Genomic DNA, 24,084 nt, shown 5'->3' on the forward strand with positions numbered 1-24,084 from the left:
GTCCGGACCGGCCGGCCGGCGGCATCGCGCTCGATCCGCGTGACTCCGCCGTGCGGGTCGACGATCCGGATCGGCAATCCGGCGGCCGCCCCGGCACCCGCCGGGCGTTCCTGGGGTGGGCAACCGCCTCGGCTGGGTGTGATCAGGAGTGCGTAGCGATATCGAAGAGATTGCCCTCGGGGTCGGCCAGGGTGGTCCAGTTCAACCCGAACTCGTCGAAATCCGCGACGTGCCGGGCGCCCAGGGCGATGGCTCGCTCCACTTCGGCCCGCAGATCCGTCGCCATCAGATCCAGATGGATCGAATTCTTGCCCGGGGTTTTATCGGGCACCGCGAGGAACATCAGCGGCGGGGTCATCCCGGATTCCCGTCCGACCGTGGCGTAGAAGTCGGCGGCGCCGGGGTCGACCGGATCCACCGGGTGATCGAGCAACTTCGAGTAGAAATCCGCGAGCGCTGCCGGGTTCGTGCAATCGAAGGTGGTGGCGGCGATGGTCGGTGCCATGGAAGGTTTCCTGTCCTCGAATGAGTGGGGTCCGCGTATCTTCGCCGGGCCCACCGACAGATCGGGCTCAGGCGAGTACGAACGAGAGCAGCAACGGCGTCTGCAGGGCGCCGCGCCACCAGGAATAGCCCAGCCATACGCCGGGCGTGACCTCGCGGATCTCGTCGTAGACCTGGGGTGTGACGGCCGGCGCGTAATCGAGCGCCCACGTGGTCTTACCGTCGATCCGGGACGGCCCGCGGAAGACGTTCGCCGGCCAGCCCTCGATACCCGCACCGGTGACCCGGTTCATCAACCGGCCGCCGTCCGGGCCGGTATAGAAGGTTTTCCCGATCCAGAACGCCGGGGCGATCGGCTCGATCATCGAGGTCGACGTGACCCAGCCGTTCTTCACCCCGGACGGCACCGCTCCGGCCTCGGCGGCCGAGTAGATCGTGCTGCCCTGTGTGGCGGTGCACCGGAAACGCAGCGAGTCGACGGTGCGCGCCGGATCGGCCGGATCGATCACGCAGCCGTTGCCGTAGTCGGCGACCGGGGCGGGGTCGGCCTGGGCGGAAGCGCCCGGAAATACGGCGAGGACGACGATCAGCGCGGCGGGCAGATACGCCTTGTACACGGTGTCTCCAGGGAAGGCTCGTTGACGCGGGACCAAAATGACCGTTAGGTCCGGAATTCTAGGTGGGTGTGGGGCGGCGGTTTCCGGAATGGGGGCGGTCTAGGCTGAAATGTGATCCCGTCCCCCAGAGAGGAATGCCGTGCAGCCCGAAGGTCAGTTCGATATGCAGCAGTTGCTCCAGCAGGCACAGCAGATGCAGGAACAGGTGATGGCCGCCCAGGCGGAGATCGCCGCCGCGGAAGTGGAGGGGCAGGCGGGTAACGGCCTGGTGCGGGTCACCATCAAAGCGACCGGTGAGGTGCTGTCGCTGACCATCGATCCCAAGGCCGTCGACCCCGAGGACGTCGAGACCCTGCAGGATCTGGTGATCGGGGCGGTCAACGACGCGATGGCCAACGCCCAGGAACTGGCCGCGGAGCGGCTCGGTCCACTGGCCGGTGGCGGCGCGCCCGGCCTGCCCGGTTTCTGACCACCCCGGGGCCACGCGGTGTACGAGGGTCCGGTCCAGGATCTCATCGACGAACTGGGCAAACTGCCCGGTATAGGGCCCAAGAGCGCCCAGCGGATCGCCTTCCATCTGCTCCAGGTGGAACCACCGGAAATCGAGCGGTTGCAGGCGGTACTGCAGAAGATCCGCGAGGGCGTCCGGTTCTGTGCCCAGTGCGGCACCGTCGCCGACGGCGAACTGTGCCGGATCTGCGCCGACCCGCGCCGTGATCGGAGCATGATCTGTGTGGTCGAGGAGCCGAAGGACGTCCCGGCGATCGAACGCACCCGGGAGTTCCGCGGCCGATACCACGTGCTGGGTGGCGCCCTGGATCCGCTGAGCGGGGTGGGCCCGGAGCAGCTGCGGATCCGGGAACTGCTGACCCGGATCGGCAATCAGGACGACGGTGTGGACGTCACCGAGGTGATCATCGCGACCGATCCGAATACCGAGGGCGAGGCGACCGCCACCTACCTGGTGCGGATGCTGCGCGATTTCCCCGGTCTCACGGTCACCCGCCTCGCCTCCGGTCTGCCCATGGGCGGAGACCTCGAGTTCGCCGACGAACTGACCCTGGGCCGGGCCTTCTCGGGCCGGCGCGCGCTGTAACCGCTACGCGGTCACAGTCCCAGGCGTTGCCACGGCACCCGGTCCGGCCGGGTGCCGTCTTCGCGGGTCCAGTCCCAGATCAGCTCGGCGACCGTTTCCGGTCCGGTCACCTCGGCGGCGAAATGCCGGTCGGGCCCGCCGTCGCGGTACTCGACGGTGTATTCGTCCGCGGATCGGCGATAGGTCTGGATATAGCGCTCCGGTGCCCGCTCCACGATCAGGTACGGATTCGGGTCGGCCAGCTCGCGCACCCACCTGCGGGTCAGCGCCTCGGTCAGATAGGGGAACTCGCCGGCCCCGCCGTGGGTGACCGTGACCGGGATATGCCCGGCCGGATCGATCAACCAGGTGAGCTGGGGGTCGTAGACCGCGTAGTCGCGCGGGGTCGCCAGGCGCAGCAGCAGGTCGCGGACGAAACCGATGGCGTCGTAGGGGCTGGGTACCTGCAGCACCGAACCGGTCTGGGCGCCGCCCAGCGCGGACACGCTGAGGAAGGTGTCCGCTTCCGGCAGTTCGGCGTTGCGCGCGTTCAGCTCCTCGGCGAGGGCCGCGATCTCGGCCGTTTCGGGCTGCCCCCGCTGGGCGGTGAGGTACGCGTCGACCTCCTCGGGAGTCGAGGCGACTCCCGAGGGCAGCAGTACATGGTCGTAGCTCATCAGGCGCGCAGGCGTTCGCGGCGCAGTTGATCCACCTCGGGAAGATCCAGCGGCGGCAGCGAGTCCACGCCCAGCGCGCGGCACAGCAGGTAGTCGGCCAGTTCGGGGTTGCGGGCCAGTGCGGGACCGTGCATATAGGTACCCAGCACCGACCCCTGCACCACGCCTTCCAGACCGTCGCCGACCCCATTGCCGACGCCGCGGGTCACCCGGGCCAGTCCGGTGGCGTCGGCGCCCAGGCTGGTGCCGCCGCGATGGTTCTCGAACCCGGTGAGCGGCGCGGACAGTCCATCGAGCAGCGGGGCGGTGGTCACCTCGCCGATCGCGCGGGTGGTCTGCGGGGAGGTGGTGGCGTCCAGCAGCCCCACTCCGTCCACGCGTTCGCCGCTGGAGGTCTCGTACCACCGGCCGAGGACCTGGATGGCCGCGCAGATCGCCAGGACGGGTGCACCGCGCCCGGCCGCGGTCTGCAGGCCCGGGAAACGCAGCAGGTGCCGGGTGGCCAGCCGCTGGGCCGAATCCTCGGCCCCGCCGAGGGTGTAGAGGTCCAGCGAGTCCGGGACCGGGTCGGGGAGAGTGATCTCCACGATCTCGGCGTCGATATCGCGCAGCCGCAGCCGCTGCCGCAGCACCAGCGCGTTGCCCCCGTCGCCGTAGGTGCCCATCACATCGGGCAGGACCAGCCCGATACGGACCGTCGATGTACTCATTTCGCCCGCTCCTGGAGGTCACGGTTCAGATCGCGGAACGCGGTGTAGTTGGCCAGGACCTCCACCCGCCCCGCCGGGCAGGACGCGATGGCCCGCAGCGGGTCGGCCACCGTGGTGTGCTCCACCCCGGCGTAGGTCAGCCGCACCGCGAGATCGGTGGCGCGCTCGCCGGCGGCCACGACCTGGACATCCTCGAAATGCTCGAAGCGGACATCCCACAGCCAGGACAGATCCTCACCGTCGGGGACCTGGCCGTTCACCGCGATCACCAGTCCCGCCGCGCTGTGGTCGATCATCGACAGCGCTTCCTGCCAACCGGCCGGATTCTTGGCCAGCAGCAGCCGGGCGGCGTGTTCGCCGACCTGGACGGTGCGGTACCGGCCCGCGATCTCCTGGACGGTGCCGGTGGCCGCGCAGGCCTGTTCCACCTCCGCCCCCATCGCGACAGCGGCCGCCACCGCCTGCGCGGCGTTCCCGCGGTTCGCCCGGCCCGGCAGTGCGAGCCGCAACGGGATCCGTACCCCCTCGGGACCGCAGAGCTTATCGCCGTCGAGCCACCAATCCGGTTGCGGCCGGGAGAAATCGGCGCCGGTGCTGTACCAGTGTGGGCCCTCCCACAGAATCGGCTCGCCGCTACGCGGACAGCTGGTGGCGTCCATGGCCCAGCCGCTGCCCGCCGCGACCCACACCACATTCGGGTGGTCGTAGGCGATGGAGGTGACCAGTACGTCGTCGCAGTTGGCGATGACGACCGTATCCGGGTGCCGGGCGAGGCCCGAGCGCAGCCGGCGCTCGATCATATTGATCTCACCGACCCGGTCCAGCTGATCACGGCTCAGGTTCAGCAGTACGACCGCCTCGGGCCGCAGCGCGTCGGTCACATGCGGCAGATGCAGCTCGTCGACCTCGATGGCGGCCAGCGGCGCCGCGCGGTGCACATTGAGCGCCGAAACGATCCCGGCGTCCATATTGGCGCCGTCGGCCTGGGTCGCCACCTCGCCGAGCGTGCTCAGCGCGGCAGTGGTCATCCGGGTGGTGGTGGATTTACCGTTGGTGCCGGTGATCAGCACGCTGCGCCGTCCACGGCCCAGCTGCGTCATGATCCCGGGATCCACTTTCAGCGCGAGCAGCCCGCCGATCATCGACCCGTTACCGCGGCCCGCCTTACGGGAGGCCCACGCCGCCGCGCCGGCCACCCCGAGGGCTATCCGCCCCCGCACCGATATCTCTGCCACGCCGGGCAGTCTAATGACACGCGGCCGCTGCCCTCACAGGGCGCGTGCCGGTTCACCGGACGGTAATCGGGACCGGTGCCGCCGGTGCCTTCCGGCACCGGGATCAGAGCTGGATATCGAAGGCGTTCGGGCGTCCGGCCGCGTAGGCGTCGGCGTCGGCGCGACGTAGTGGCTCCAGTTCCGGGGCGCGCCAGAGGCTGAAGGTCCGGCACCGCGGCGCGTCCGAACCGGTGACGTCGAGCAGTGCGTTCACCGCGGCACGTGCCGATTCGTTGGCGCCCTCCATGGTGGCCAGGTCGATATTCGTGCGTACGTAATCGCCTGCGAGATAGAGGTTTTCGACCCCGCCGTGGGCCTCCGGCCGCAGCTCCCACGAGCCTGCGGTGTTGATCAGCAGCGGGTCGGCGTTGGCGTTCTCACCGCGTTCGGTGTTCCAGCTGATTCCGGGGTCGAGGAACCAGGAGTGCAGATCGGCGTCGCGCAGTATTTCTTCCCGATCGTTGAGATGCGCGCGGATCTGCGCCCAGGTCTCCTTGGCGATCTCCTCGTGGGTGCATTCCTTGGCGGTCTTGCCGAACAGGATGCCGGGGGTGTTCCAGTCGGAGATATCCACCGACAGGCAGTCCTGAACCGTCCCGTCGCCGTACTGGTCCAGTTTCCGCGCCCACAGGGTGTTCTGCGCGATGGAGGTGAGCGACCAGGGCGAGTCGATGTAGGCGGCGTGGCCGGCCCCCAGATCCGGGCGGCTACGCAGGTAGAACTGGATACCGCTCATCCAGTCGGTGACGAGCCGGCTCATCGCGGCCAGTTGCGGCCAGGCGGCGAGAATATCGGCGTTCCACAGGTCGCGGGCCCGTTCGGCGGGGAGCGCGACCACGAAATGGTCGGCGGTGACGGTGTCCTGGGTCCCGTCGGCGACGATCCGGGCGCCGGTGATCCGCCGGTCCCGCACCTCCAGCCCGCGGACCTCGGCGCCGAGTTCGAAACGCACGCCCAGTTCGCGCAGGCGCGCGACCCAGGGGTCGATCCACGCGGTGTTGGTCGGGCCGTTGAGCACCCGGTCCAGGTCCCCGTCGTTGCCGATCTGCATCGGGTTGCCGAGGAACTGCTCACCCATCGACCCGATGGTCCGTACGCTGGCCAGATCGTCCTTCGCCGCCACCAGCAGGCTGGTGAGCGTCCGGGAGACCAGCGCGCGGAATTCGTGTGACCGGGCGTGCGCGCCCACGAAATCCGACCACGACGTGTGCTCCCACTGGCCGAGGCGGCGGGCGTCGCAACTGGTGTTGAAGACCAGCAGCCGGTTCGCGAAGAACAGGCCCTCCTCGGGCGGCATCTTCAGCGTGGTGGAGATCACCGAGGCGAGGCTTTCCCGCATACCCGCCGGGGTGGCCGCGTCCATCCGGCCGAATCCGAGCGGTGCGCGGATATCGTCGGCCTCGGCCCGGGCGAAGCGGGCGTCGGGGACACCCACCAGGTTGTCCCATACGCCGTTGGCGTTCCCGCCGAACGGGATTCGCCGCATGGTATCGGGAATGTGCTGGTAGAAGCCCGGAAAGAAGCGGAATCCGTGTTCGCCGGGCAGTTCCGGACGCCCGTCGGCCGCGGTCCCCGGCACCGGCATACTGCGGGCCTTACCGCCGAGGGCGCGCCGCTCGTACACGGTGACCTGGAATCCGCGTTCGGCGAGTTCGTGGGCCGCGGTCAGTCCCGCGACGCCCCCGCCGAGTACGGCGACCCGGGCGCCCGGCGTCGCATGACCGGTGGCGGCGGGTAGCGACCCGGCCGCCATGGCGCCGATGCCCGCGGCCGCCCCGGCCCGTAGCACGGTGCGGCGCGAGAGGTCCCCGCGTCCGATGGCCCCCGCCGGTCGATCCGATGCCCCCGCGGTGCCCGGCGCGGGCCACCGATATTCAGTCATGTCGTCTACTGCCTATACCCGGTTAGCTGTGGCGAACGGGCCATACTCTAACGGGATGTGCCCGGTACGGCCCACCGGCCGAGCGAATTACCGGCCGGTTCAGCGCGCCGGGACCTGCGCGGGTTCGGTGGAGCACAGTGGCCGGGTGAGAGTCGGTAGTCGGGCGGGGCCACGGTCACGGGCTCCGGGAATCCCACACGGGCCGGCAGCGGGACGGTTACCCCTGCCGATCTGGTCGAGTCCGGTAGTGCTACCCCCGATACTGCCCCTGCCTCGGCTTTCACCCCGGCCGCCGGTCCCGCGTGTGCCTCGGGTTCCGGGGCGAGCGCGGGTTTCGTGTCCGTTTCGGGTGCCGTGGCGGGCGCCCGGCGGGCCGTGACGGTCGCCACGAACGCACCGACGATCACCACCGCGCCGCCGACGAGACTTGCCGGAGCCGGTGTCTCGCCGAGGAAGGCCCACGCGGCGGTGAAACCGACGACCGGGACCAACAGCGACAGCGGAGCGACACTACCGGCCGGATACCGGCTCATCAGGTACGTCCATACGCCGGACCCGACCACCGTGCCGAGTACCACGATGTAGGCCAGGGCCACCAGCGCGGGCCAGCCGTCGGCGGTGAACGTGTCCGCCAGCGCACGGATTCCGGTGCCCGGGCCCTCCCACAGGGCCGACAGGGCGAACAGCGGGAGCACCGGGACCGCGGTGGTCCACAGGGTCAGGTGCAGCGGGTTGACGCCCGGCGATTCCACAGTCGCCCGGCGGGCGCCGATATTGCCGAATGCCCAGCCGAGACCGGCCGCCAGAGTGAGCAGGACCGGAAGCAGTGCGGCGTGCGCGAACTGGTTCCAGCCGATGATCGCCATTCCGGAGACCGCTACCAGCAGACCCGCGATCTGCGCCGGACGCAGCCGCTCGCGTAGCAGCAGGGCACCCAGCAGCACCGTGAACGGCGCCGAGGACTGCAACACCAGCGACGCCAGCCCCGTGGGCATGCCGACCCGCATCGCACTGAACAGGAAGGCGAACTGCAGCATGCCGAAACCGGTTCCGTACAGCAGTATCCAGCGCATCCGAACGGCCGGGCGCGGAACGAACAGCAGTACCGGGACCGCGATCACCGCGAATCGTAGAGCGGCGAAGAAGAACGGCGGCAGATGATCGAGTCCCACGCGGATGGCAAGGAAGTTCAGGCCCCACAGCAGGATGACGGTCAGGGCGAGTGCGCGGTCACGGTATGTCACCCATCAATCGTGGGATGTATTGATCAGTCAGCACAATCGAATTGTTATGGAGTAATGATTTAGTATTGCTTAATGGTTGGTGCGCATTCATCCCTTTCCGTGGAACGCCTGCGTATCCTGCGCGAATTCGCCGACCGCGGCACCATCGGCGCGGTCGCCGCCGCCCTGTCGCTCACTCCGTCGGCGGTATCACAGCAACTCAAAGTGCTGGCCCGGGAGGCCGGCGTCACATTGCTCGAGCCCAGCGGCCGCCGGGTGCGCCTCACCGACGCGGGCCACGCCCTGGTGGTCCGGGCGGACGAAGTGCTCGCCGCCCTGGACCGCGCGGTGGCCGAGATGGCCCACTATCGCGGATCGCCGCGTGGGCAGGTGCGGGTGGGAGTGTTCCCGTCCGGCGGCGCGCTACTGCTACCGCATGTCCTGCCCGCCATGGCGGGCAGCGGGGTGGAGATCATCGCCGGCGATGAGGACGTCCCGCCGCATGAGACCCCGGGCCTGCTCGCCGACTACGACATCGTGCTGACCCATCGCGATGAACGAGCCGCTCCGGTGGCCGGGCCCCGGGTCGGCTCACGGGTGCTCATGCGGGAACCGATCGATGTCCTGGTGGCCCCCGGCCATCCGCTGGCCGGCCGGGCCGAGGTCTCGGCGGCGGACCTCGCCGAGGAGGCCTGGCTGAGCGTGCGCGGGGGGTTCCCGGTGGACGACGTCTTGCGCTCGATCGCCACCGTCACCGGCGTGGAGCCGCGTATCGTGCAGCGCCTCAACGACTTCCGGATGATCGAGACCCTCGTCGCGGCCGGATACGGGGTGGCGCTGATGCCGCGCTACGTGGTCACCCACCCGGGCCTGTCCCAGCTGCGGCTGTCCGGGGTGCGGGCGGCCCGGCTCTACGATCTGGTGACCCGCTACCGCGCCGACACCCGCCCGGCCATCGCCGCGGTGCTGGACTCGTTCGCGATGGCGGCCCGGCAGGTCACCGCCGAACCGCCACCCGCGATCGATCAGTAGCGGTTGCCGTACGGGTAGCCGTCCACATTGGCGAAATCGTCGGCGACCATCGCGGCGAGTTCCAGCAGCGCCTGCCGGGTCGGTTTGCTCACCAGTTCCAGGTCGATCTCCGCGCCCTCGGCGAGATGATCGTCGAACGGCACCACCTGTACGGCCCGGGTGCGGTCCAGGAACAACCGGCGCAGATGGTCCAGGTTCACCGAGGTGGAACCGCGCCGGGACGCGTTGACGACCACCACGGTCTGCTGCACCAGATGCGAATAGCCGTGGTAGTCCAGCCAGTCCAGGGTGGCCGACGCGCTGCGGGCGCCGTCGATGGCGGGAGAGGTCACCAGGACCAGCGAACTCGCCATATCCAGCACTCCGGACATCGCCGAATGCATCAGCCCGGTACCGCAGTCGGTCAGGATGATGTTGTAGAACGACTGCAGGATGCCGATCGCCCGCCGGTAGTCGGCTTCGCTGAATGCCTCCGAAACCGCCGGATCCTGTTCGCTGGCCAGTACTTCCAGCCGGCTCGGCGACTGCGAGGTATGCGCCCGCACATCCGAGTAGCGCGTGATGTTCTGGTCTTCCAGCAGGTTGCGCACGGTGGAGCGGGTCTGGCGCGGTACCCGGTGGGCCAGCGTGCCCAGGTCGGGGTTGGCGTCGATGGCGATGACGCGGTCACCGCGCAGCGAGGCGAAGGTGGCGCCCAGCCCGACGGTGGTGGTGGTTTTACCGACCCCGCCCTTGAGGGAGAGGATCGCGATCCGGAAATCGCCGTAGACCGGTGCGTTCACCCGGCCGACCAGGTCGCGGTGCACCACATCGGACGCCGATTCGCCGGGGTTGATGGCGCCCCGGGAGACCTTGTGCACCGCCTTGCGCCAGCCGCCTCGCGGGGCTTTGCGAGCCCGTTTGAGCAGGTTCAGATCATTGACCGAATTACCGAGCTGCCCGGGTTCGGGCATATGCCGCGGCTGGAACTGGCCCTGTTGCCCCGGTTGTTGCTGGCCCGGCTGCCGGCCGAACGGCTGCTGCTGCGGTGCGGGCGGTTGCTGTCCCGGACCGGGGCCCCAATTCGGCTGCTGGAACTGGCCGGTCGGCGGGTTGTTGCCCATGGGCGGCGGTGGGGCCTGCTGGAACTGCTGTTGCGGTACCGGGGGCGGGGCCGGCATCGGCGGTGGGGCCCAGCTGTAGATCGGGCCGCCGGGTTCGGCTTCCGGCGCGGGTGCCGGACCCGGTTCCGGGGCGCCGGCCGCCGGGTATCCGGGCTGTTGCCGGTCCGAGCCGGGGGCCTGGCCCGGCTGTGCGGCCCCGGGGCCCTGGTCCGGCTGACCCGCGTACTGGCCGGGGTCCGGCTGTGGGTACTGGCCGGGGTCCGGCTGTGCGAACTGCCCGCTGCCCGACGCGGAGGACAGATCGGGCCCAGGCACCTGGAACGGGTCCATCGGCCGGTCGAATTGTCCCGGGCCCGGAGCCTGGGCCTGGCCCGGCTGTGCGAACTGGCCGCTGCCGTAGGCATTCCCCGGTTCCTGGAACTGGTTCGGGTCCGGTTGTGCGAACTGCCCGCTCCCGTGCGGGTCCGGCGGGTACTGGTTCGGGTCGGGCTGTGCGAACCGGCCGCTGCCGTACTGCGAGAACTGTTCCGCCGCGGGTGCGGTGAACTGACCGGATGCGGCAGAAGCGAACTGTTCGGCCGGCGCACCGTAGGGGATGCCGTTGCCGCCGGGAGGCGGTGGGGCGAAACCGCTCTGGTGGTCCCATGCGGCGGCGGCCGGATCGCCGGGGGCGAACTGCCCACCGGGTGCCGGCGTGAACTGCCCGCCGGGACCGGGTGCCCACTGGCCCTCCGGTGCGGGCTGTCCTTCCGGTCCGGGTGCCCATGTGCCGACCGGCGGCTGCGTCTGGGGGGCGGACCCCCACGGCTCGCCGGAGCCGGGCTGGGCGCCGGGAGCGGAGTCCCACGATCCTTCGAGGCCGCCCGGGTCCGGAGCCGGACCGTCGGAATCGTTGGTACCGGGATTTTCCGCGTCACTCTTCGGCGCATCGTCGGCCGGGTCCGTGGCGGGCGGCTCACCCTCGGCGGAATTCTCCCCGGCGGGAAGGTCTGTCTCTGCCGCGGTCGCGGACGGCTCACCGTCACGTGCGGTCTCGGTGGGCGGCACCGCATCCGGCTCGCCGTCACCGCCGGCGGTATCCGCCGGTTGACTCGGGGGCCAGGGCTGGGAAGTCGGGTCGTGTTCGTCAGTAGTCACAGTTCCCCCATCTGCTCGGGACTTTCGAGCAGAGAGCTCGGCGGCTGGAGTCGAGACCAACGCTAGCAGGTGCAGGTGTCTCGCACGGCGGTGGTTTGACGCCGACGGCCGCCGTCCCCGCTCGATGCGGAGACGGCGGCCGTGGGTGTTCCGCGGCTACCGGCCTGCTGCCCGGTTCACCGCCGAAACGACCGCGCGCAGCGAGGCGGTGGTGATCGAGGTGGCGATACCGACACCCCACACGACCCGGTCGCCGATCGCGCATTCCACATAGGCCGCGGCCTGGGCGTCGTCGCCGGCGGACAGGGCGTGCTCGGAATAGTCGAGCACCTCCACCTGATAGCCGACCGTCGCGATGGCGTCGACGAACGCCGCCAACGGACCGTTGCCGGTACCGGTGATCTCCTGTTCGACCCCGTCCACCTTGACCACCGCGGTGATCGAATCGGTGCCGCCGTCGGTTTCGGCCGCGGTCACCCGCTGCCGCATCCGCTCCAGCGGCCGGATCGGGGTGAGGTACTCCTCGGCGAAGACATCCCACATCGCCTTGGGCGAGACCTCGCCGCCCTCTCCGTCGGTAACCTGCTGGATGGCCTGCGAGAACTCGATCTGCAGCCGGCGCGGCAGCGCCAGGCCGTGATCGGTTTTCATGATGTAGGCCACACCGCCCTTACCGGACTGCGAGTTGACCCGGATGACGGCCTCGTAGGTGCGGCCGACATCCTTCGGGTCGATCGGCAGGTAGGGGACCTCCCAGGTCATATCCGCGACATCGGTTTCGGCGGCGTCCGCGGCCGCCTTCATCGCGTCCAGGCCCTTGTTGATCGCATCCTGGTGGCTGCCGGAGAACGCGGTATAGACCAGATCGCCACCGTAGGGGTGGCGCTCGTGGACCGGCAGCTGGTTGCAGTACTCGACCGTGCGGCGGATCTCGTCGATATCGGAGAAGTTGATCTGCGGGTCCACGCCCTGGGAGAACATGTTCATCCCCAGGGTCACCAGGCAGACGTTGCCGGTCCGCTCGCCGTTGCCGAACAGGCAGCCCTCGATGCGGTCCGCGCCGGCCTGATAGCCGAGCTCCGCGGCGGCGACCGCCGTACCGCGATCGTTGTGCGGGTGCAGCGACAGCACGATGGAATCACGCCGGGCCAGGTTGCGATGCATCCACTCGATCGAATCGGCGTACACATTGGGTGTCGCCATTTCGACGGTGGCCGGCAGATTGATGATCAGCGGCTTGTCCGGAGTCGGCGCGATGATCGCGGAGACCGCGTCGCAGACCTCTTTGGCGTATTCCAGCTCGGTGCCGGTATAGGACTCGGGGCTGTACTCGTAGCGCCAGTTCGTATCGGGGTAGCGCTTCTCGGTCTCCAGGCACAGCGTCGCCGCGTCGGTGGCGATTTTCTGCACGGCCTCGCGATCGGCCCGGAACACCACCCGGCGCTGCAGGATGGAGGTCGAGTTGTAGAAGTGCACGATCACGTTGGCGGCGCCGGCGCAGGCCAGGAAGGTGCGTTCGATCAGTTCCGGACGGCACTGCGTCAGCACCTGGATGCTGACGTCGTCGGGGATGGCGCCGTCCTCGATGATCTCGCGAACGAAGTCGAAGTCGGTCTGGCTGGCCGACGGGAAACCGACCTCGATCTCCTTGTAACCCATCCGCACCAGCAGATCGAACATGCGGCGTTTACGGGCCGGGCTCATCGGGTCGATCAGCGCCTGGTTGCCGTCGCGCAGGTCGACCGCGCACCAGGCCGGGGCCCGGTCGATGACCTTGTCCGGCCAGGTCCGGTCGGGCAGTACGACCGGTTCCACCTCTTCGGAGAACGGACGGTATCGGAAGACGGGCAGGGAGGAGTTCTTCTGCTTGTTCCACGCGGGCTGGTCGGCGGCCGCGGGCTTGGCAGGCGCGGTGATGGTGCGCGTGCCGGATACGAAGGCGTCAGCGGGTGACATTGATTTCTCCGTGAGTGAGATTGTTTTCCCGGATTGGGTCGACCGGCGCGGCGGAACCCCGCGACGGGAGCCGGTCCGATCAGACCCCGCCGCGGCGGCTGAGAAGAAGCGCCCGCTGCATGATCTGTGCGAGTCTACCTCCTCCGTCCGCGGCCCCGGCAAGGGCATCCGGAGTGTTGATGTTTCACATATCGGGTCTGCTCCGGCGGCCCCGTCGCCCCGCCTCCGCGGCCGCCCGTTAGCGTCGCCGGGTCGGGAATGCGGACAACCGGGCGTGCCCCGGGGAGGTCGAGGATCGAACATGACGTGGCTGGAAATCGTGGCGGTCTTCGTCGCGGGTATCGCCGCAGGCGGGATCAACACTGTCGTCGGCTCGGGCACCCTCATCACCTTCCCCGTCCTGCTCGCGGTGGGGTTGCCGCCGGTCACCGCCAATGTCTCCAACACCGTCGGCCTGGTCCCGGGCTCGCTCAGCGGCGTGATCGGCTACCGGCGGGAACTGGCGGGACAGCGCGCCCGGTTGCTGCGCTTCAGCGTGGCGTCACTGCTGGGCGCGGCGCTCGGCGCGGTACTGCTGCTGACCCTGCCCGCGGGGGCGTTCGCCGCGATCGTTCCGGTCCTCATCATCGCCGCGCTGGTGCTGGTGGTGGTGCAGCCGCGGCTCGCGGCGTGGGTCCGTGAGCGGCAGCGCGAATCCGACAACGCACCCACGCACGGCGGCCCGTTACTGCTGGCCGCGATCTTCGGGACCGGTATCTACGGCGGCTACTTCGGTGCGGCCCAGGGGGTACTCCTGCTCGGGTTGCTCGGCGTCTTCGTGCACGAGGACATCCAGCGCCTCAACGCCGTGAAAAATGTGCTCGCACTGCTGGTGAACGCGTTGTCGGCGGCCATCTTCATCGCGGTCGCCGAGATCGACTGGCGGGTGGTCGGGTTGATCGCGGCGGGGTCCATCATCGGTGGTCAGCTCGGTGCGAGGGTGGGCCGGCGGCTGCCGCCGAACGTGCTGCGCGCGGTGATCGTGGTGGTCGGCACCATCGCGGTACTGCGATTGCTTTTCGGATAGCCGGGCCGAAACCGCCTCGGGGCCACGTTCGTTCACAAACTCTCACTGTGCAAGTACGGGTGAATCCCGGTACCATCTCTGCGCCGACTGCGTTATCGAGAGAGGTGTCGGGTGGATAGGCGTGCCCTTTTGAAGGCCGCGGGGGCGGCTGCTCTTATCGGCGCGATGGGGTCGGCGGTCCCCAAACCCGATGCCGTACTGCCCCGGGCCGCGGCGCAGCCCTGGCACGATCTGTTCGCCCAGTGGGTTCCGGAGATATTCGCGACCGTCCCGGACGCGCCCGCCCATACCGAGGCCATCGTGATCGGGTCCGGTTTCGGTGCGGCGGTCTCGGCGCTGCGGCTGGCGCAGGCGGGCGTGGCGACCACGGTTCTGGAACGGGGTTCGCGCTGGCCCACCGATCCGTGGCGGGAGATCTTCACCGGCGACGATCTACCCGACGGCCGCGGTTTCTGGCATGCCACCAGCTTCACCGGTGTCACCAAGGTGCCCATGCATTTCGCCGAGTTCGGCGGTGTGCTGGATTGCACCAGTTTCCCAGGTATCGATGTCTGGCGCGGTGCGGCCGTCGGCGGCGGGTCGGTGGTGTTCACCGGCGCGATGATCGCGCCCGAACGCCGGCTGTTCGACCACGTCTTCGGCGGTGTGGTCGATTACGGGGAACTGGAACGCGTCTACTACCCGCGCGTCCGCGCCATGCTCCGGCTCGACCCGATGCCCGACGATATCTATCATTCCGCGCCGTTCGCGCATTCACGCGCCTGGGACGATCAGGTCCGTCAGGCCGGTTATCGACCCATCCGCAACGATTCCATCTTCAACTGGGATGTCCTGCGCGGCGAACTGTCCGGAGCCACCCGGCCCTCGGCCACGGTGGGGCGTAGCAACCTCGGTAATTCCAACGGCGCCAAATTCGACCTCAATCAGAACTATCTGAGGGAGGCCCAGGATTCGGGGAAGGCCAAGATCTATCCCGGCCACCGGGTCGACACCATCGCCCAGGAGCCGGGCGGCCGGTTCGTGGTGACGGTGACCCGGCTCCATCCCACCGGGTTGGCCCTCGGCACCCGCACCCTGACCTGCGACAAACTCTTCCTCGGGGCCGGATCCGTGGGCACCTCCGAACTGCTGGTCCGGGCCCGCGCGACCGGCACCCTGCCCGACCTCAACGAACATATCGGCGAAGGCTGGGGGACCAACGGCGATGTGGTGCTGGCGCGCGGCGCGAGCGCGGTCGCCGGAAACGGCCAGGGCGTGCCGAGTGCGAGCCGCGTCTTCGACGAAAGCGGCGCGACCCCGCTGACCCTGGAGAACTGGTACATCCCCGGTATCCCGTTCGAAACCGGGGCCCTGGCCTCACTCGGCATGGTCCTGGACTCCACTCGCGCCCGGTTCTCCTACGATCCCGCCTCCAACGGGGTCGGCCTGACCTGGCCGCAGCGGGCGCAGAACGCCGCCGCCGACGCCGCGCGCGCGGTGGACCGGCGGATCGCGGAGCGGGCCGGCGCGCTGGCCGAGTACGGGGCACTGGGATACGACGCGAACGCGCTGTTCACCGCGCATCCACTCGGCGGTGCGGTGCTCGGCAAGGCGACCGACTCCTACGGCCGGGTGCACGGGCACAAGGGCCTCTATGTCATGGACGGTGCGGCGATTCCCGGCAGTACCGCGACCGTCAACCCGTCACTCACCATCACCGCGCTGGCCGAGCGCAATATCGAGACCGTCATCCGCGAGGGACACTGAGCCGAGGGCGGCCGCGGCCGCGGGTGAGTCGGTGATGTCCTGTCCAGTGATGTCCCGTTGAGTGGTGCGCGTCCGGGTGCACCGGCGTATTTCCCGGGTCGGTGGCCGGGTCCCGGGTGATACTGGACCGCGTTCGTCCGGCGTCGAAGGGAACCCACGTGCCAGCACCGTCGTCCTCGGAGCCGGGGCTCCCGAACACCTCGGAGCCGGGGCTCCCGAACACCTCGGAGCCGGGGCTCCCGAACGACCCGGATCCGCGAGATTTCCCCAGGAAACCTCCGGCTCTGTGGACCGATTTCCTGATGCTCGCCCTGGCCGTCGTTTCGGTGGTGCTGGTCGGCTGGATCACTTTTTTCGACGTCTCGCCCGAAACCCATCGGGTGATCGCCATCGCCGACGTCACCATCTGCGCGGTGTTCGCCGTCGAGTTCCTGTGGCGCTGGCGGCGGGCCGGGTGGCCGTGGACCTATCCGCTCGTCTACTGGTACGAGATCATCGGCATGATCCCGGTGACCAGCCCGTTCTTCCGGGCTTTCCGGTTGCTCCGGATCCTGGTGATCCTGGTCCGGCTCGCCCGGGTCGCCGACCGTGTCTTCGGCGACCGCGTCACCGCTGCCGTCATCAACCATTCGGTGGGCACCATCGTCGAGGTCATCAAACGCCCGATGACCATCGCGATCATGGAAGAGGTCACCGCGGTGCTGCGCACCGGGCACTACACCCGCAATATCGCGGCGGCGCTGGAGGAGAACCGGACCGAGATCGACGAGATGATCCTCGAGATGATCAAGAACGATCCACAGACCGGCCGGGTGCGCTACATCCCCTTCCACGACGACATCATCCGACTGGTCGCCGATACCGTGTTCCGTATCCTGTTCCAGGTGCTCGCCGATCCGCGCACCGATGAACTGGTCTCGGACATGATCCGGGAGAACGTGGATCAGATACGCGAATCGGTGCGTACCGGGGTGCGGGTCGCGCCTTCCGCGTACGGACCTACCGCGCATCACCTCACCGTCCGCCACCTCGCCAGGCGCGATCAGGATGGGGATCAGACCCTGTCGTAGAGCTCCCGTTCGGGAAACTGCTCCGCGTACGCGACGAAGTTCTGCACCAGCGCCTCGTAGGATTTGCGGACGGTTTTCTTGAGCAGGAAGCCCGGCATCGGCGCCGGCGTGTACTGCTCGACGTGCAGGAGTACCTCACTGCCCGTCTCACTCGCGGTGACTTCGAAGAAACCCCCGCCCCTGGCTCCGCGGGTGCTGTCGGAAACTTCCCAGGACACTCGGTAGTCGGCCCAGCCGAATTCCCATACCTGCATATCGGGGGTGTTGGTGACGGACACCTGAATGAAGACCCGCCGCGGCCGGCCCTCCGCGTCACGGGTGGCGACTCGTGCGTCGTCCAGGTCGGGTGACCATTCGGACAGCATCTCGATCGCCATCAATGCGTCCATGACCTGAGATGGGTCGGCGTCGACATCGAAACGAATATCGGTCTTCGTACGCATTGGTTCCTCTGGGCCCCCGGTTATTACGAATCGGCCACGATTGTCTCCCGGCCGGCGCGTGATCGTCAACACTCGGCGGTTGGGGGTAAGGTGTCCGGTTCGCGAGGTTACGACCCGCCGTCGGCCGGGGGTCTGTCTCGTTCCGGGGGTGAGAGGTGTTCGCCGCCGGGGATTCAGAGTGGTTGTTCGACGGTTGCGTCCGGGCCGGGGAAGACCAGGGATTCGTGGCCGTCCGCGAAACGCACCATGTAGGGCGGCGTTCCGTCCGGGCCGCGGACTTCGACGATCTCGCCGAGATGATCACCCTGTCCGACCGTATGCCCGTGCACGTGCAATTGGTCTCCGATATGCGCCATCATGCAGCCCATTATTCGACCAATGTGCCAGGAGTCACAACCCTTCTCATCGGCTATTGCCCAGTCCTCCGCGATCGTGGCGACCGATTGACACCACTTCATCTGTAGTACTACGTTTGAACCACTTCAATCGTAGTTGCTACGGATAAGGCGGAATCTCATGCGAAAGCTGACCTATTACGTAGGCGTCTCCCTCGACGGCTATATCGCGGGCCCCGGCGGAGAGGTCGATTTCTATCCCTGGACCGACGATATGCCCGAGTGGATTAACGCCCGGTATCCGGAAACGGTCCCGACTCATATGCGCGAACCGGCCGGCATTCCGGCCGGCACCCCCAACCAGCGGTGGGACACGCTGATCATGGGCCGCGGCACCTACGAACCGGCCCTCTCGGCCGGTATCGCCAGTCCCTACGCGCACCTGAAGCAGTACGTCGTATCCGCCACTCTCGCCGCGATCGAGGATCCCGGAGTGGAACTCGTCCGCAGCGAACCGCTGGAACTCGTGCGTCGGCTCAAACGGGAGGAGGGCCCCGAAGGGAAGGACATCTGGTTGTGCGGCGGCGGCAACCTCGCTGGGCAGTTGATCGAGGAGATCGACGAACTCGTCATCAAGAGCTATCCGGTACTGGCCGGAACCGGGGTGCCCATGATCGGCGGCGGATTCCGGCCGACCGCGTTCACCCCGGTACGGCGCAAGGAATTCCGCAACGGAGCGCAGGTCACGTGGTTCGACCGGGCCTGAGCGTCCCGCCCCCACCCGCCGGACCCGATCCGCGCGCGGCCGAAAAAATGTGATGTCACACGGCTGTGTGTTATTCCACAGCCAGGGCGGATACTCCCGGGGCGGGTGTACCGGCATCGGTACGCTTATGCACTGATCGCCTGTTCGCCGACATTGGAGGACCCCTCGTGGCACTCGTTGTCCAGAAGTACGGAGGATCCTCGGTCTCATCGGCCGAACGGATCCGGCGCGTAGCGGAACGGATTGTAGAGACGAAGAAGCAGGGCCACGATGTGGTCGTGGTCTGCTCGGCTATGGGCGACACCACCGATGAACTGCTCGACCTGGCCGAACAGGTCTCGCCGGCACCTCCGGTCCGGGAGATGGACATGCTGCTCACCTCGGGTGAGCGTATCTCCAACGCGCTCGTCGCCATGGCCATCCATTCACTCGGTGCCGAAGCGCGGTCGTTCACCGGGTCCCAGGCCGGAGTGATCACCACCTCGGCCCACGGTAAGGCCAAGATCATCGATGTGACGCCGAGCCGGGTCCGGGAAGCGCTGGACGACGGCACGATCGTGCTGGTCGCCGGGTTCCAGGGTGTCAGCCAGGACAGCAAGGACATCACCACGCTCGGCCGCGGTGGCTCCGATACCACCGCCGTCGCGCTGGCCGCCGCGCTCGAGGCCGATGTCTGCGAGATCTACACCGATGTGGACGGCGTCTTCACCGCCGATCCGCGCATTGTCGCCGACGCGCAGCGGCTCGAGCAGGTCTCCTACGAGGAGATGCTGGAAATGGCGGCCTGCGGGTCCAAAGTGCTCATGCTGCGTTGCGTCGAATACGCGCGCCGCTACAACGTGCCCGTGCATGTGCGCTCGTCCTACACCGATAAGCAGGGCACCTACGTATACGGATCGATGGAGGACATTCCCTTGGAACAAGCAATCCTCACGGGCGTCGCGCACGACCGCAGCGAGGCCAAGGTGACCGTGGTCGGGCTTCCGGACGTGCCCGGATACGCCGCGAAAGTGTTCCGTGCCGTGGCCGAGGCCGAGATCAACATCGACATGGTCCTGCAGAACATCTCCAAGGTGGAGACCGGGAAAACCGATATCACCTTCACCCTGCCCCGCTCCGACGGCCGGCGCGCCGTGGAGATGCTGGCCGGCCATCAGAGTGAGATCGGCTTCTCCCAGGTGCTCTACGACGATCACATCGGCAAGGTCTCGCTGGTCGGCGCCGGTATGAAGAGCCACCCGGGCGTCACCGCGACCTTCTGCGAGGCGCTGGCCGAGGCCGGGATCAACATCGATCTGATCTCCACGTCCGAGATCCGGATCTCGGTCCTGGTCAAGGACACCGAACTCGATGACGCGGTGCAGGTACTGCACCGGGCATTCGACCTCGGCGGTGACGAGGTCGCCGTCGTCCACGCCGGAACGGGGCGATAACCGATGGGTGTACGAGTAGGAGTCGTCGGCGCGACCGGGCAGGTCGGCGCCGTGATGCGCACACTGCTGGAACAGCGGGATTTTCCCGCCGACGAGGTGCGGTTCTTCGCGTCGTCCCGGTCGGCGGGTAGGAAACTGCCGTTCCGCGGCGGCGAGATCGTGGTGGAGGACACCGAGACCGCGGATCCGTCCGGCCTCGATATCGCGCTGTTCTCGGCCGGCGCCACCATGTCGCGGGTACAGGCGCCGCGCTTCGCGGCCGCCGGTGTGACCGTGATCGACAATTCCTCGGCCTGGCGGAAGGACCCGGAGGTTCCGCTGGTGGTCAGCGAGGTCAATCCGGAGCAGACGCGCAATCTCGTCAAGGGCATCATCGCCAATCCGAACTGCACCACGATGGCCGCGATGCCGGTGCTGAAGCCGCTGCACGACGCGGCGGGTCTGCAGCGGCTGATCGTATCCAGCTACCAGGCGGTATCCGGTAGTGGCCTGGCCGGTGTCGAGGAACTCGCCTCGCAGACCCGGGCCGTGATCGGCGATGCCGAGAAGCTCACGCACGACGGCCGCGCGGTCGATTTCCCGGCACCGAACAAATACGTGGCCCCCATCGCCTTCAATGTGCTGGCGCTGGCGGGCTCGCTGGTCGACGACGGCTCGGGCGAGACCGACGAGGACCAGAAGCTGCGAAACGAGAGCCGCAAAATTCTCGGCCTGCCGGACCTGCTGGTCAGCGGCACCTGCGTCCGGGTCCCGGTGTTCACCGGTCACTCGCTGTCGGTGAACGCCGAATTCGCCGATCCGGTATCGGTGCAGCGGGCGCAGGAGATCCTCGCCAAGGCGCCCGGCGTGAAACTCGTCGATGTGCCCACCCCGCTGGAGGCCGCGGGCCAGGACGAATCCCTGGTGGGCCGTATCCGTCAGGACCCGGGCGTCCCGGACGGCCGCGGCCTGGCGCTGTTCATCTCCGGTGACAACCTGCGCAAGGGCGCCGCGCTGAACACCATCCAGATCGCGGAAGTACTCCTCGAAGACCGCTGAGCGTGTTCGACCCGGCCCGCGGGCCGGGTCGATCTGCCGGTGCCCGGGTTCCCCGGTTCGGCCGCGGATGCCCGGCGTTCAGCCGCGAATGCCGGGTGTCCGCGGATCGTTGCCCAGGCAGATGAGCAGCGCGCAGCCGGGCGGGGCGTCGCTGAACGGGGCGGCCAGCGGTTGTCCCAGGCAGGCCAGCACATCGCAGCCCGGGTACGCCGATTCACCGATGCCGAAAACAGCGAGCAGGATACCGGTGTCGATATAGGCGTCCGGGTCGGCCTGTACCGGGGGCTCGATAAAGGGCCCCGGATCGGCGACCGGAGGTTCCCGGAACGCCGCCATCAGGAGCCGGAAGAATTCGTGCGGTAGTTCGTCGGTGTTCTGGATGGTCCCGGCCGGCCCGTATCGGCTGATATTGCCGAACGCCCCGGTCCACACCACCACCATGTCCAGGCTCGGCATCACGAAGACGTTCTGCATACCCGCGCCGGCCATGGCGTAGGTGTCCGGCGGGAGGAACGCCGCGTTCTCGGCGCAACCGGCGCCGGTCCAGAACAGATACCCATAGCAGGGGTTGGTGGGTGAGGGGGCGGTCGCGCGGGAGAGATAGTCCGCCGCGACGATCTGCCGCCCGTTCCAGTTGCCGCCGTTTGCGACCAGCAGACCGAGTTTCGCCAGGTCGTCCGGCGGGATCAGCAGATGTGCGTAGCCGTAGGTATGGCCGGATCGGTCTCGTGCCCAGTACCAGTCGCCGCGGGCGATACCCAGCGGCTCGAACAGCTCCCGCTGCGCGAATTCCTGGAGCGGCTCGCCGAGAGCCAGTTCCAGCACATAGGACAGCAGGTCGACCGTGCGCTGGCTGTAGGTGAAAACGGTCCCGGGTTCGTGGTCCAGCGGTACGCCCAGGGCCTGCACGGCGCTGTTGGGGTCGATGGGGATGGCTCCGGTGATGCCCTCGGTGATCACCCCGGTGCGCATCCCGGAGGTTTCGGTGAGCAGGTTGCGCACCGTGATCGCCCGCCGGGCCGGATCGCCCAGCCCCGGTGGCAGATACCGGTCGATCGGTGCCTCGATATCCAGCAGCCCCCGCTCGGCGGCCATCCCGCTGAGCAGCGAGACCACGCTCTTGGTCACGCTCCAGACATTCCACGGCAGATGGCCGGTCCGGGCATTGCCGGGCCCTTCCCCGACCAGGCAGTTGTGCCGGAAGATCTGAACGTTCAACCGGTTTCGGCTTCCGGCGAAGGCCAGCGCGGCAGCCAGCCGGTCCGCGTCGAAGCCCGCCTCTTCCGGCTGCGCGCGCTGCGGCTCGCGCGCCGAGGAGACCTCGCACACGGCCTCGGAGGGTTCGGGGGCGGCCTGTGCCTGCGTCGCGAAAATCTGCCCGGTCACCAGTATTACCGCCGTGACCCCCGCCAGGAGCCCGCCCGAACGCGCCATGCGGATCACCCTAATGCGCGGCTCGCCGCGGTGTGGGGATGCGCGGCGGGCCGCGGTGCCGGAATGCGCGGCGGGCCGCGGTGCCGCGCGGCTCGCCCCGGTGCCGGTCTCCGGACTCGGCCGCCCCGGAAGGGCGAGTGCCCCCGGCCGAGCGTGATCGGCCGGGGGCACTCGCGCACCGGTGCCACGGCGGCACCGGTCCGGTTCCGTCTACAGCAGGCCGAACCAGTACACGGCACAGGCCAGGGCCCAGAGGACCAACGTATCCATCGACACTCCCACTTCTGTCGTAGCGGATGTCTCCATGATGCCCGAGATATCCCGCCCCGCGGGCCGGTCCTCCGAACCCGTGGCACGACCTTGTCCGGGCCGTGACGGGCCGTGTTCGCAGCGTTACAAGTTCACGTTAAGGGCGTGCCAAGCGCGGGGCCGCATTGTTGTGTCGTAGCCGGAACAGACCGGCGGACACAACCGAGAGGGAACCCGAGATGATCACCGAGCCGACCACCGCCACCGGAGGACGGACCGCGGTGGCGAGTACCGAAATGTATGCGACCGCCCACCCGGAGTGGCGCGATCGCACCGAACCCGGCGTCTTCGGCACCCGCCAGTAGCCGAAGCCGCCGCCGAAGGTCCGGGATGTGGGCCGGTGCCTGGGGAGGACCCGGCACACATCCCGATCAGGGACGGATCATCGAGATCCGTTGAGGGGGTGGGAGGTGGTTCCGGCGTCCGGGGAGGAGATCCGGAGCCACCTCGAGGGTGGAAGGGGGCCGGGAAACCGGGTGGGCCGGTCTGCCTCGTGGGGTGGCAGACCGGCCCGGACAAAGGTCGTGCGCCGGACCGGTCTCGCGGGGTGACCGGTCCGGCGGGTCGGCGATATCACATCGGCTCTTCCGGATGCTCAGCAGCGGAATCGGCGTACGAGAGAGTTCGGCCGATCCGCCGCCGCGAAAGGTAACCGTTGGGTGATCGGCGACGGTATACGGCCACGGGCCGGCGGCCGGTCGGACGAAACAGTGTTGGCAGGCCCGACCGGCCGGTCGCCGCCGTTGATGAAGAAATCCTCATCCGGTGCTCACGGCGCGATCATCGTGATTGGGCATAGTGACTGTTATGTCCGGTTCTCGTTCCTTTGCCACCGTGCTCGTTCTGGCCGGTGCCGCCGCTGTGGTGCTGGTCGGTTTCGTCCTGACCCGTTCACCCGAGCCCGAACTCGATCCCTCGTCGGTATCGGTGAGTGTGGTACCCACGACCCCGGCCGCCCCCGGTCCGGCCGCGCCCGGCTCCGGACCCGGCGCCCCACCACGGCTGCCCGCGGGTGAGCCGGGCGGGTCCGCCTCGCCACCGGTTCCCGCGCCACAGGACGTCGCGCCGGGCCGGCCCGATGCGCCGGTACCGGCCCCCGGTCTCATGACTCCGGCCCCGGGGCCCGGGGCGCCGCCGGCCGCGCCCGGTGACGATGACGCGGACGACGGATTCGACGACGGTGGCGACGACGACGCGAACGAGGGGATGGACGACGACGGCCCGTCCGGCAGCGATGATTGATTCCGGTCCCGT

Annotated in this window: 23 protein-coding genes; 11 read left to right on the top strand and 12 right to left on the bottom strand. The window is 68.5% G+C overall.

Going from position 1 to position 24,084, the window contains the following annotated elements; genetic code table 11:
* Window positions 1–142: 142 nt before the first annotated feature.
* Both AB0F41_RS26255 and AB0F41_RS26260 read right to left on the bottom strand, forming a co-directional pair.
* Window positions 143–505 carry a VOC family protein gene (locus tag AB0F41_RS26255; RefSeq protein WP_357428256.1) on the bottom strand — a complete coding sequence of 121 codons (363 nt, stop codon included), beginning with the start codon at window positions 503–505 and terminating at the stop codon, window positions 143–145.
* A gap of 67 nt (window positions 506–572) precedes the next feature.
* Window positions 573–1,121 (bottom strand): hypothetical protein, encoded by a 549-nt coding sequence (locus AB0F41_RS26260; protein WP_357428258.1) that lies wholly within the window; start codon window positions 1,119–1,121, stop codon window positions 573–575.
* A gap of 139 nt (window positions 1,122–1,260) precedes the next feature.
* Here AB0F41_RS26260 and AB0F41_RS26265 point away from each other — a divergent pair, with 139 nt between their 5' ends.
* Together AB0F41_RS26265 and recR are read left to right on the top strand one after the other, a co-directional pair.
* Window positions 1,261–1,590 carry a YbaB/EbfC family nucleoid-associated protein gene (locus AB0F41_RS26265; RefSeq protein ID WP_357428260.1) on the top strand — a complete coding sequence of 110 codons (330 nt, stop codon included), beginning with the start codon at window positions 1,261–1,263 and terminating at the stop codon, window positions 1,588–1,590.
* 18 nt (window positions 1,591–1,608) lie between these two features.
* Window positions 1,609–2,217 (top strand): recombination mediator RecR, encoded by a 609-nt coding sequence (gene recR, locus AB0F41_RS26270; protein ID WP_357428262.1) that lies wholly within the window; start codon window positions 1,609–1,611, stop codon window positions 2,215–2,217.
* An 11-nt stretch (window positions 2,218–2,228) separates the two neighbouring features.
* Here recR and AB0F41_RS26275 read toward each other — a convergent pair whose 3' ends face one another.
* From AB0F41_RS26275 to AB0F41_RS26295, 5 genes are all read right to left on the bottom strand, one after another.
* Window positions 2,229–2,873, bottom strand: a complete 645-nt coding sequence (locus AB0F41_RS26275; RefSeq protein WP_357428264.1) for a hypothetical protein — start codon at window positions 2,871–2,873, stop codon at window positions 2,229–2,231.
* Window positions 2,873–3,583 (bottom strand): glutamine amidotransferase, encoded by a 711-nt coding sequence (locus AB0F41_RS26280; RefSeq protein ID WP_357428266.1) that lies wholly within the window; start codon window positions 3,581–3,583, stop codon window positions 2,873–2,875. The genes AB0F41_RS26275 and AB0F41_RS26280 overlap by 1 nt, the downstream gene beginning before the upstream one ends.
* The gene (locus AB0F41_RS26285; RefSeq protein WP_357428268.1) at window positions 3,580–4,818 is read right to left on the bottom strand and encodes a MurT ligase domain-containing protein; all 1,239 of its coding nucleotides are present in this window, start codon (window positions 4,816–4,818) and stop codon (window positions 3,580–3,582) included. Before AB0F41_RS26285 ends, AB0F41_RS26280 begins: the two co-directional genes overlap by 4 nt.
* A gap of 103 nt (window positions 4,819–4,921) precedes the next feature.
* Window positions 4,922–6,610: an FAD-dependent oxidoreductase gene (locus tag AB0F41_RS26290; protein WP_357428316.1), complete on the bottom strand. Its 1,689-nt coding sequence runs from the start codon at window positions 6,608–6,610 to the stop codon at window positions 4,922–4,924.
* A 176-nt stretch (window positions 6,611–6,786) separates the two neighbouring features.
* Window positions 6,787–7,983: an EamA family transporter gene (locus AB0F41_RS26295; protein WP_357428270.1), complete on the bottom strand. Its 1,197-nt coding sequence runs from the start codon at window positions 7,981–7,983 to the stop codon at window positions 6,787–6,789.
* A gap of 72 nt (window positions 7,984–8,055) precedes the next feature.
* Here AB0F41_RS26295 and AB0F41_RS26300 point away from each other — a divergent pair, with 72 nt between their 5' ends.
* Entirely contained in the window at window positions 8,056–8,994 is a 939-nt protein-coding gene (locus AB0F41_RS26300) for a LysR family transcriptional regulator (protein ID WP_357428272.1), read from the top strand.
* On the opposite strand, the gene AB0F41_RS26305 is transcribed toward AB0F41_RS26300, so the two are convergent.
* Window positions 8,988–10,694 (bottom strand): AAA family ATPase, encoded by a 1,707-nt coding sequence (locus AB0F41_RS26305; RefSeq protein WP_357428318.1) that lies wholly within the window; start codon window positions 10,692–10,694, stop codon window positions 8,988–8,990. The two genes, AB0F41_RS26300 and AB0F41_RS26305, sit on opposite strands and share 7 nt — an antisense overlap.
* Before the next feature lie 696 nt (window positions 10,695–11,390).
* Window positions 11,391–13,190, bottom strand: a complete 1,800-nt coding sequence (gene leuA / locus AB0F41_RS26310; protein ID WP_357428274.1) for a 2-isopropylmalate synthase — start codon at window positions 13,188–13,190, stop codon at window positions 11,391–11,393.
* 301 nt (window positions 13,191–13,491) lie between these two features.
* On the opposite strand from leuA, the gene AB0F41_RS26315 reads away from it, so the two are divergent.
* The 3 genes from AB0F41_RS26315 to AB0F41_RS26325 all read left to right on the top strand — a co-directional run bounded on the left by AB0F41_RS26315 (window position 13,492) and on the right by AB0F41_RS26325 (window position 17,072).
* On the top strand, window positions 13,492–14,256 hold the full coding sequence (locus AB0F41_RS26315) for a sulfite exporter TauE/SafE family protein (protein WP_357428276.1): 765 nt from the start codon (window positions 13,492–13,494) through the stop codon (window positions 14,254–14,256).
* Window positions 14,257–14,367: 111 nt separating this feature from the next.
* Entirely contained in the window at window positions 14,368–16,002 is a 1,635-nt protein-coding gene (locus AB0F41_RS26320) for a GMC oxidoreductase (RefSeq protein ID WP_357428278.1), read from the top strand.
* A 158-nt stretch (window positions 16,003–16,160) separates the two neighbouring features.
* Window positions 16,161–17,072: an ion transporter gene (locus tag AB0F41_RS26325; protein WP_357428280.1), complete on the top strand. Its 912-nt coding sequence runs from the start codon at window positions 16,161–16,163 to the stop codon at window positions 17,070–17,072.
* Here AB0F41_RS26325 and AB0F41_RS26330 read toward each other — a convergent pair.
* Entirely contained in the window at window positions 17,057–17,515 is a 459-nt protein-coding gene (locus AB0F41_RS26330) for an SRPBCC family protein (RefSeq protein WP_357428282.1), read from the bottom strand. The genes AB0F41_RS26325 and AB0F41_RS26330 overlap by 16 nt on opposite strands.
* Before the next feature lie 173 nt (window positions 17,516–17,688).
* Complete coding sequence (locus AB0F41_RS26335) at window positions 17,689–17,874, bottom strand: DUF1918 domain-containing protein (RefSeq protein ID WP_357428284.1); 186 nt, start codon at window positions 17,872–17,874, stop codon at window positions 17,689–17,691.
* A gap of 157 nt (window positions 17,875–18,031) precedes the next feature.
* Between AB0F41_RS26335 and AB0F41_RS26340 the strand changes: the two genes are divergently transcribed.
* The 3 genes from AB0F41_RS26340 to AB0F41_RS26350 all read left to right on the top strand — a co-directional run bounded on the left by AB0F41_RS26340 (window position 18,032) and on the right by AB0F41_RS26350 (window position 21,087).
* Entirely contained in the window at window positions 18,032–18,616 is a 585-nt protein-coding gene (locus AB0F41_RS26340) for a dihydrofolate reductase family protein (RefSeq protein ID WP_357428286.1), read from the top strand.
* A gap of 167 nt (window positions 18,617–18,783) precedes the next feature.
* Window positions 18,784–20,049 (top strand): aspartate kinase, encoded by a 1,266-nt coding sequence (locus AB0F41_RS26345; RefSeq protein ID WP_357428288.1) that lies wholly within the window; start codon window positions 18,784–18,786, stop codon window positions 20,047–20,049.
* A gap of 3 nt (window positions 20,050–20,052) precedes the next feature.
* Entirely contained in the window at window positions 20,053–21,087 is a 1,035-nt protein-coding gene (locus tag AB0F41_RS26350; protein WP_357428290.1) for an aspartate-semialdehyde dehydrogenase, read from the top strand.
* A 78-nt stretch (window positions 21,088–21,165) separates the two neighbouring features.
* Here the strand turns inward: AB0F41_RS26350 and AB0F41_RS26355 are convergent, their stop codons facing one another.
* Window positions 21,166–22,521, bottom strand: a complete 1,356-nt coding sequence (locus tag AB0F41_RS26355) for a serine hydrolase (protein ID WP_357428292.1) — start codon at window positions 22,519–22,521, stop codon at window positions 21,166–21,168.
* 488 nt (window positions 22,522–23,009) lie between these two features.
* Between AB0F41_RS26355 and AB0F41_RS26360 the strand changes: the two genes are divergently transcribed.
* Both AB0F41_RS26360 and AB0F41_RS26365 read left to right on the top strand, forming a co-directional pair.
* A complete protein-coding gene (locus AB0F41_RS26360; RefSeq protein ID WP_357428294.1) occupies window positions 23,010–23,135 on the top strand; it encodes a hypothetical protein in 126 nt (41 codons plus the stop codon).
* A 502-nt stretch (window positions 23,136–23,637) separates the two neighbouring features.
* Window positions 23,638–24,072, top strand: a complete 435-nt coding sequence (locus AB0F41_RS26365) for a hypothetical protein (protein WP_357428296.1) — start codon at window positions 23,638–23,640, stop codon at window positions 24,070–24,072.
* The last annotated feature ends 12 nt before the right edge of the window (window positions 24,073–24,084 follow it).

The organism is Nocardia sp. NPDC024068 (assembly GCF_040638875.1).
Classification (GTDB): Bacteria; Actinomycetota; Actinomycetes; order Mycobacteriales; family Mycobacteriaceae; genus Nocardia.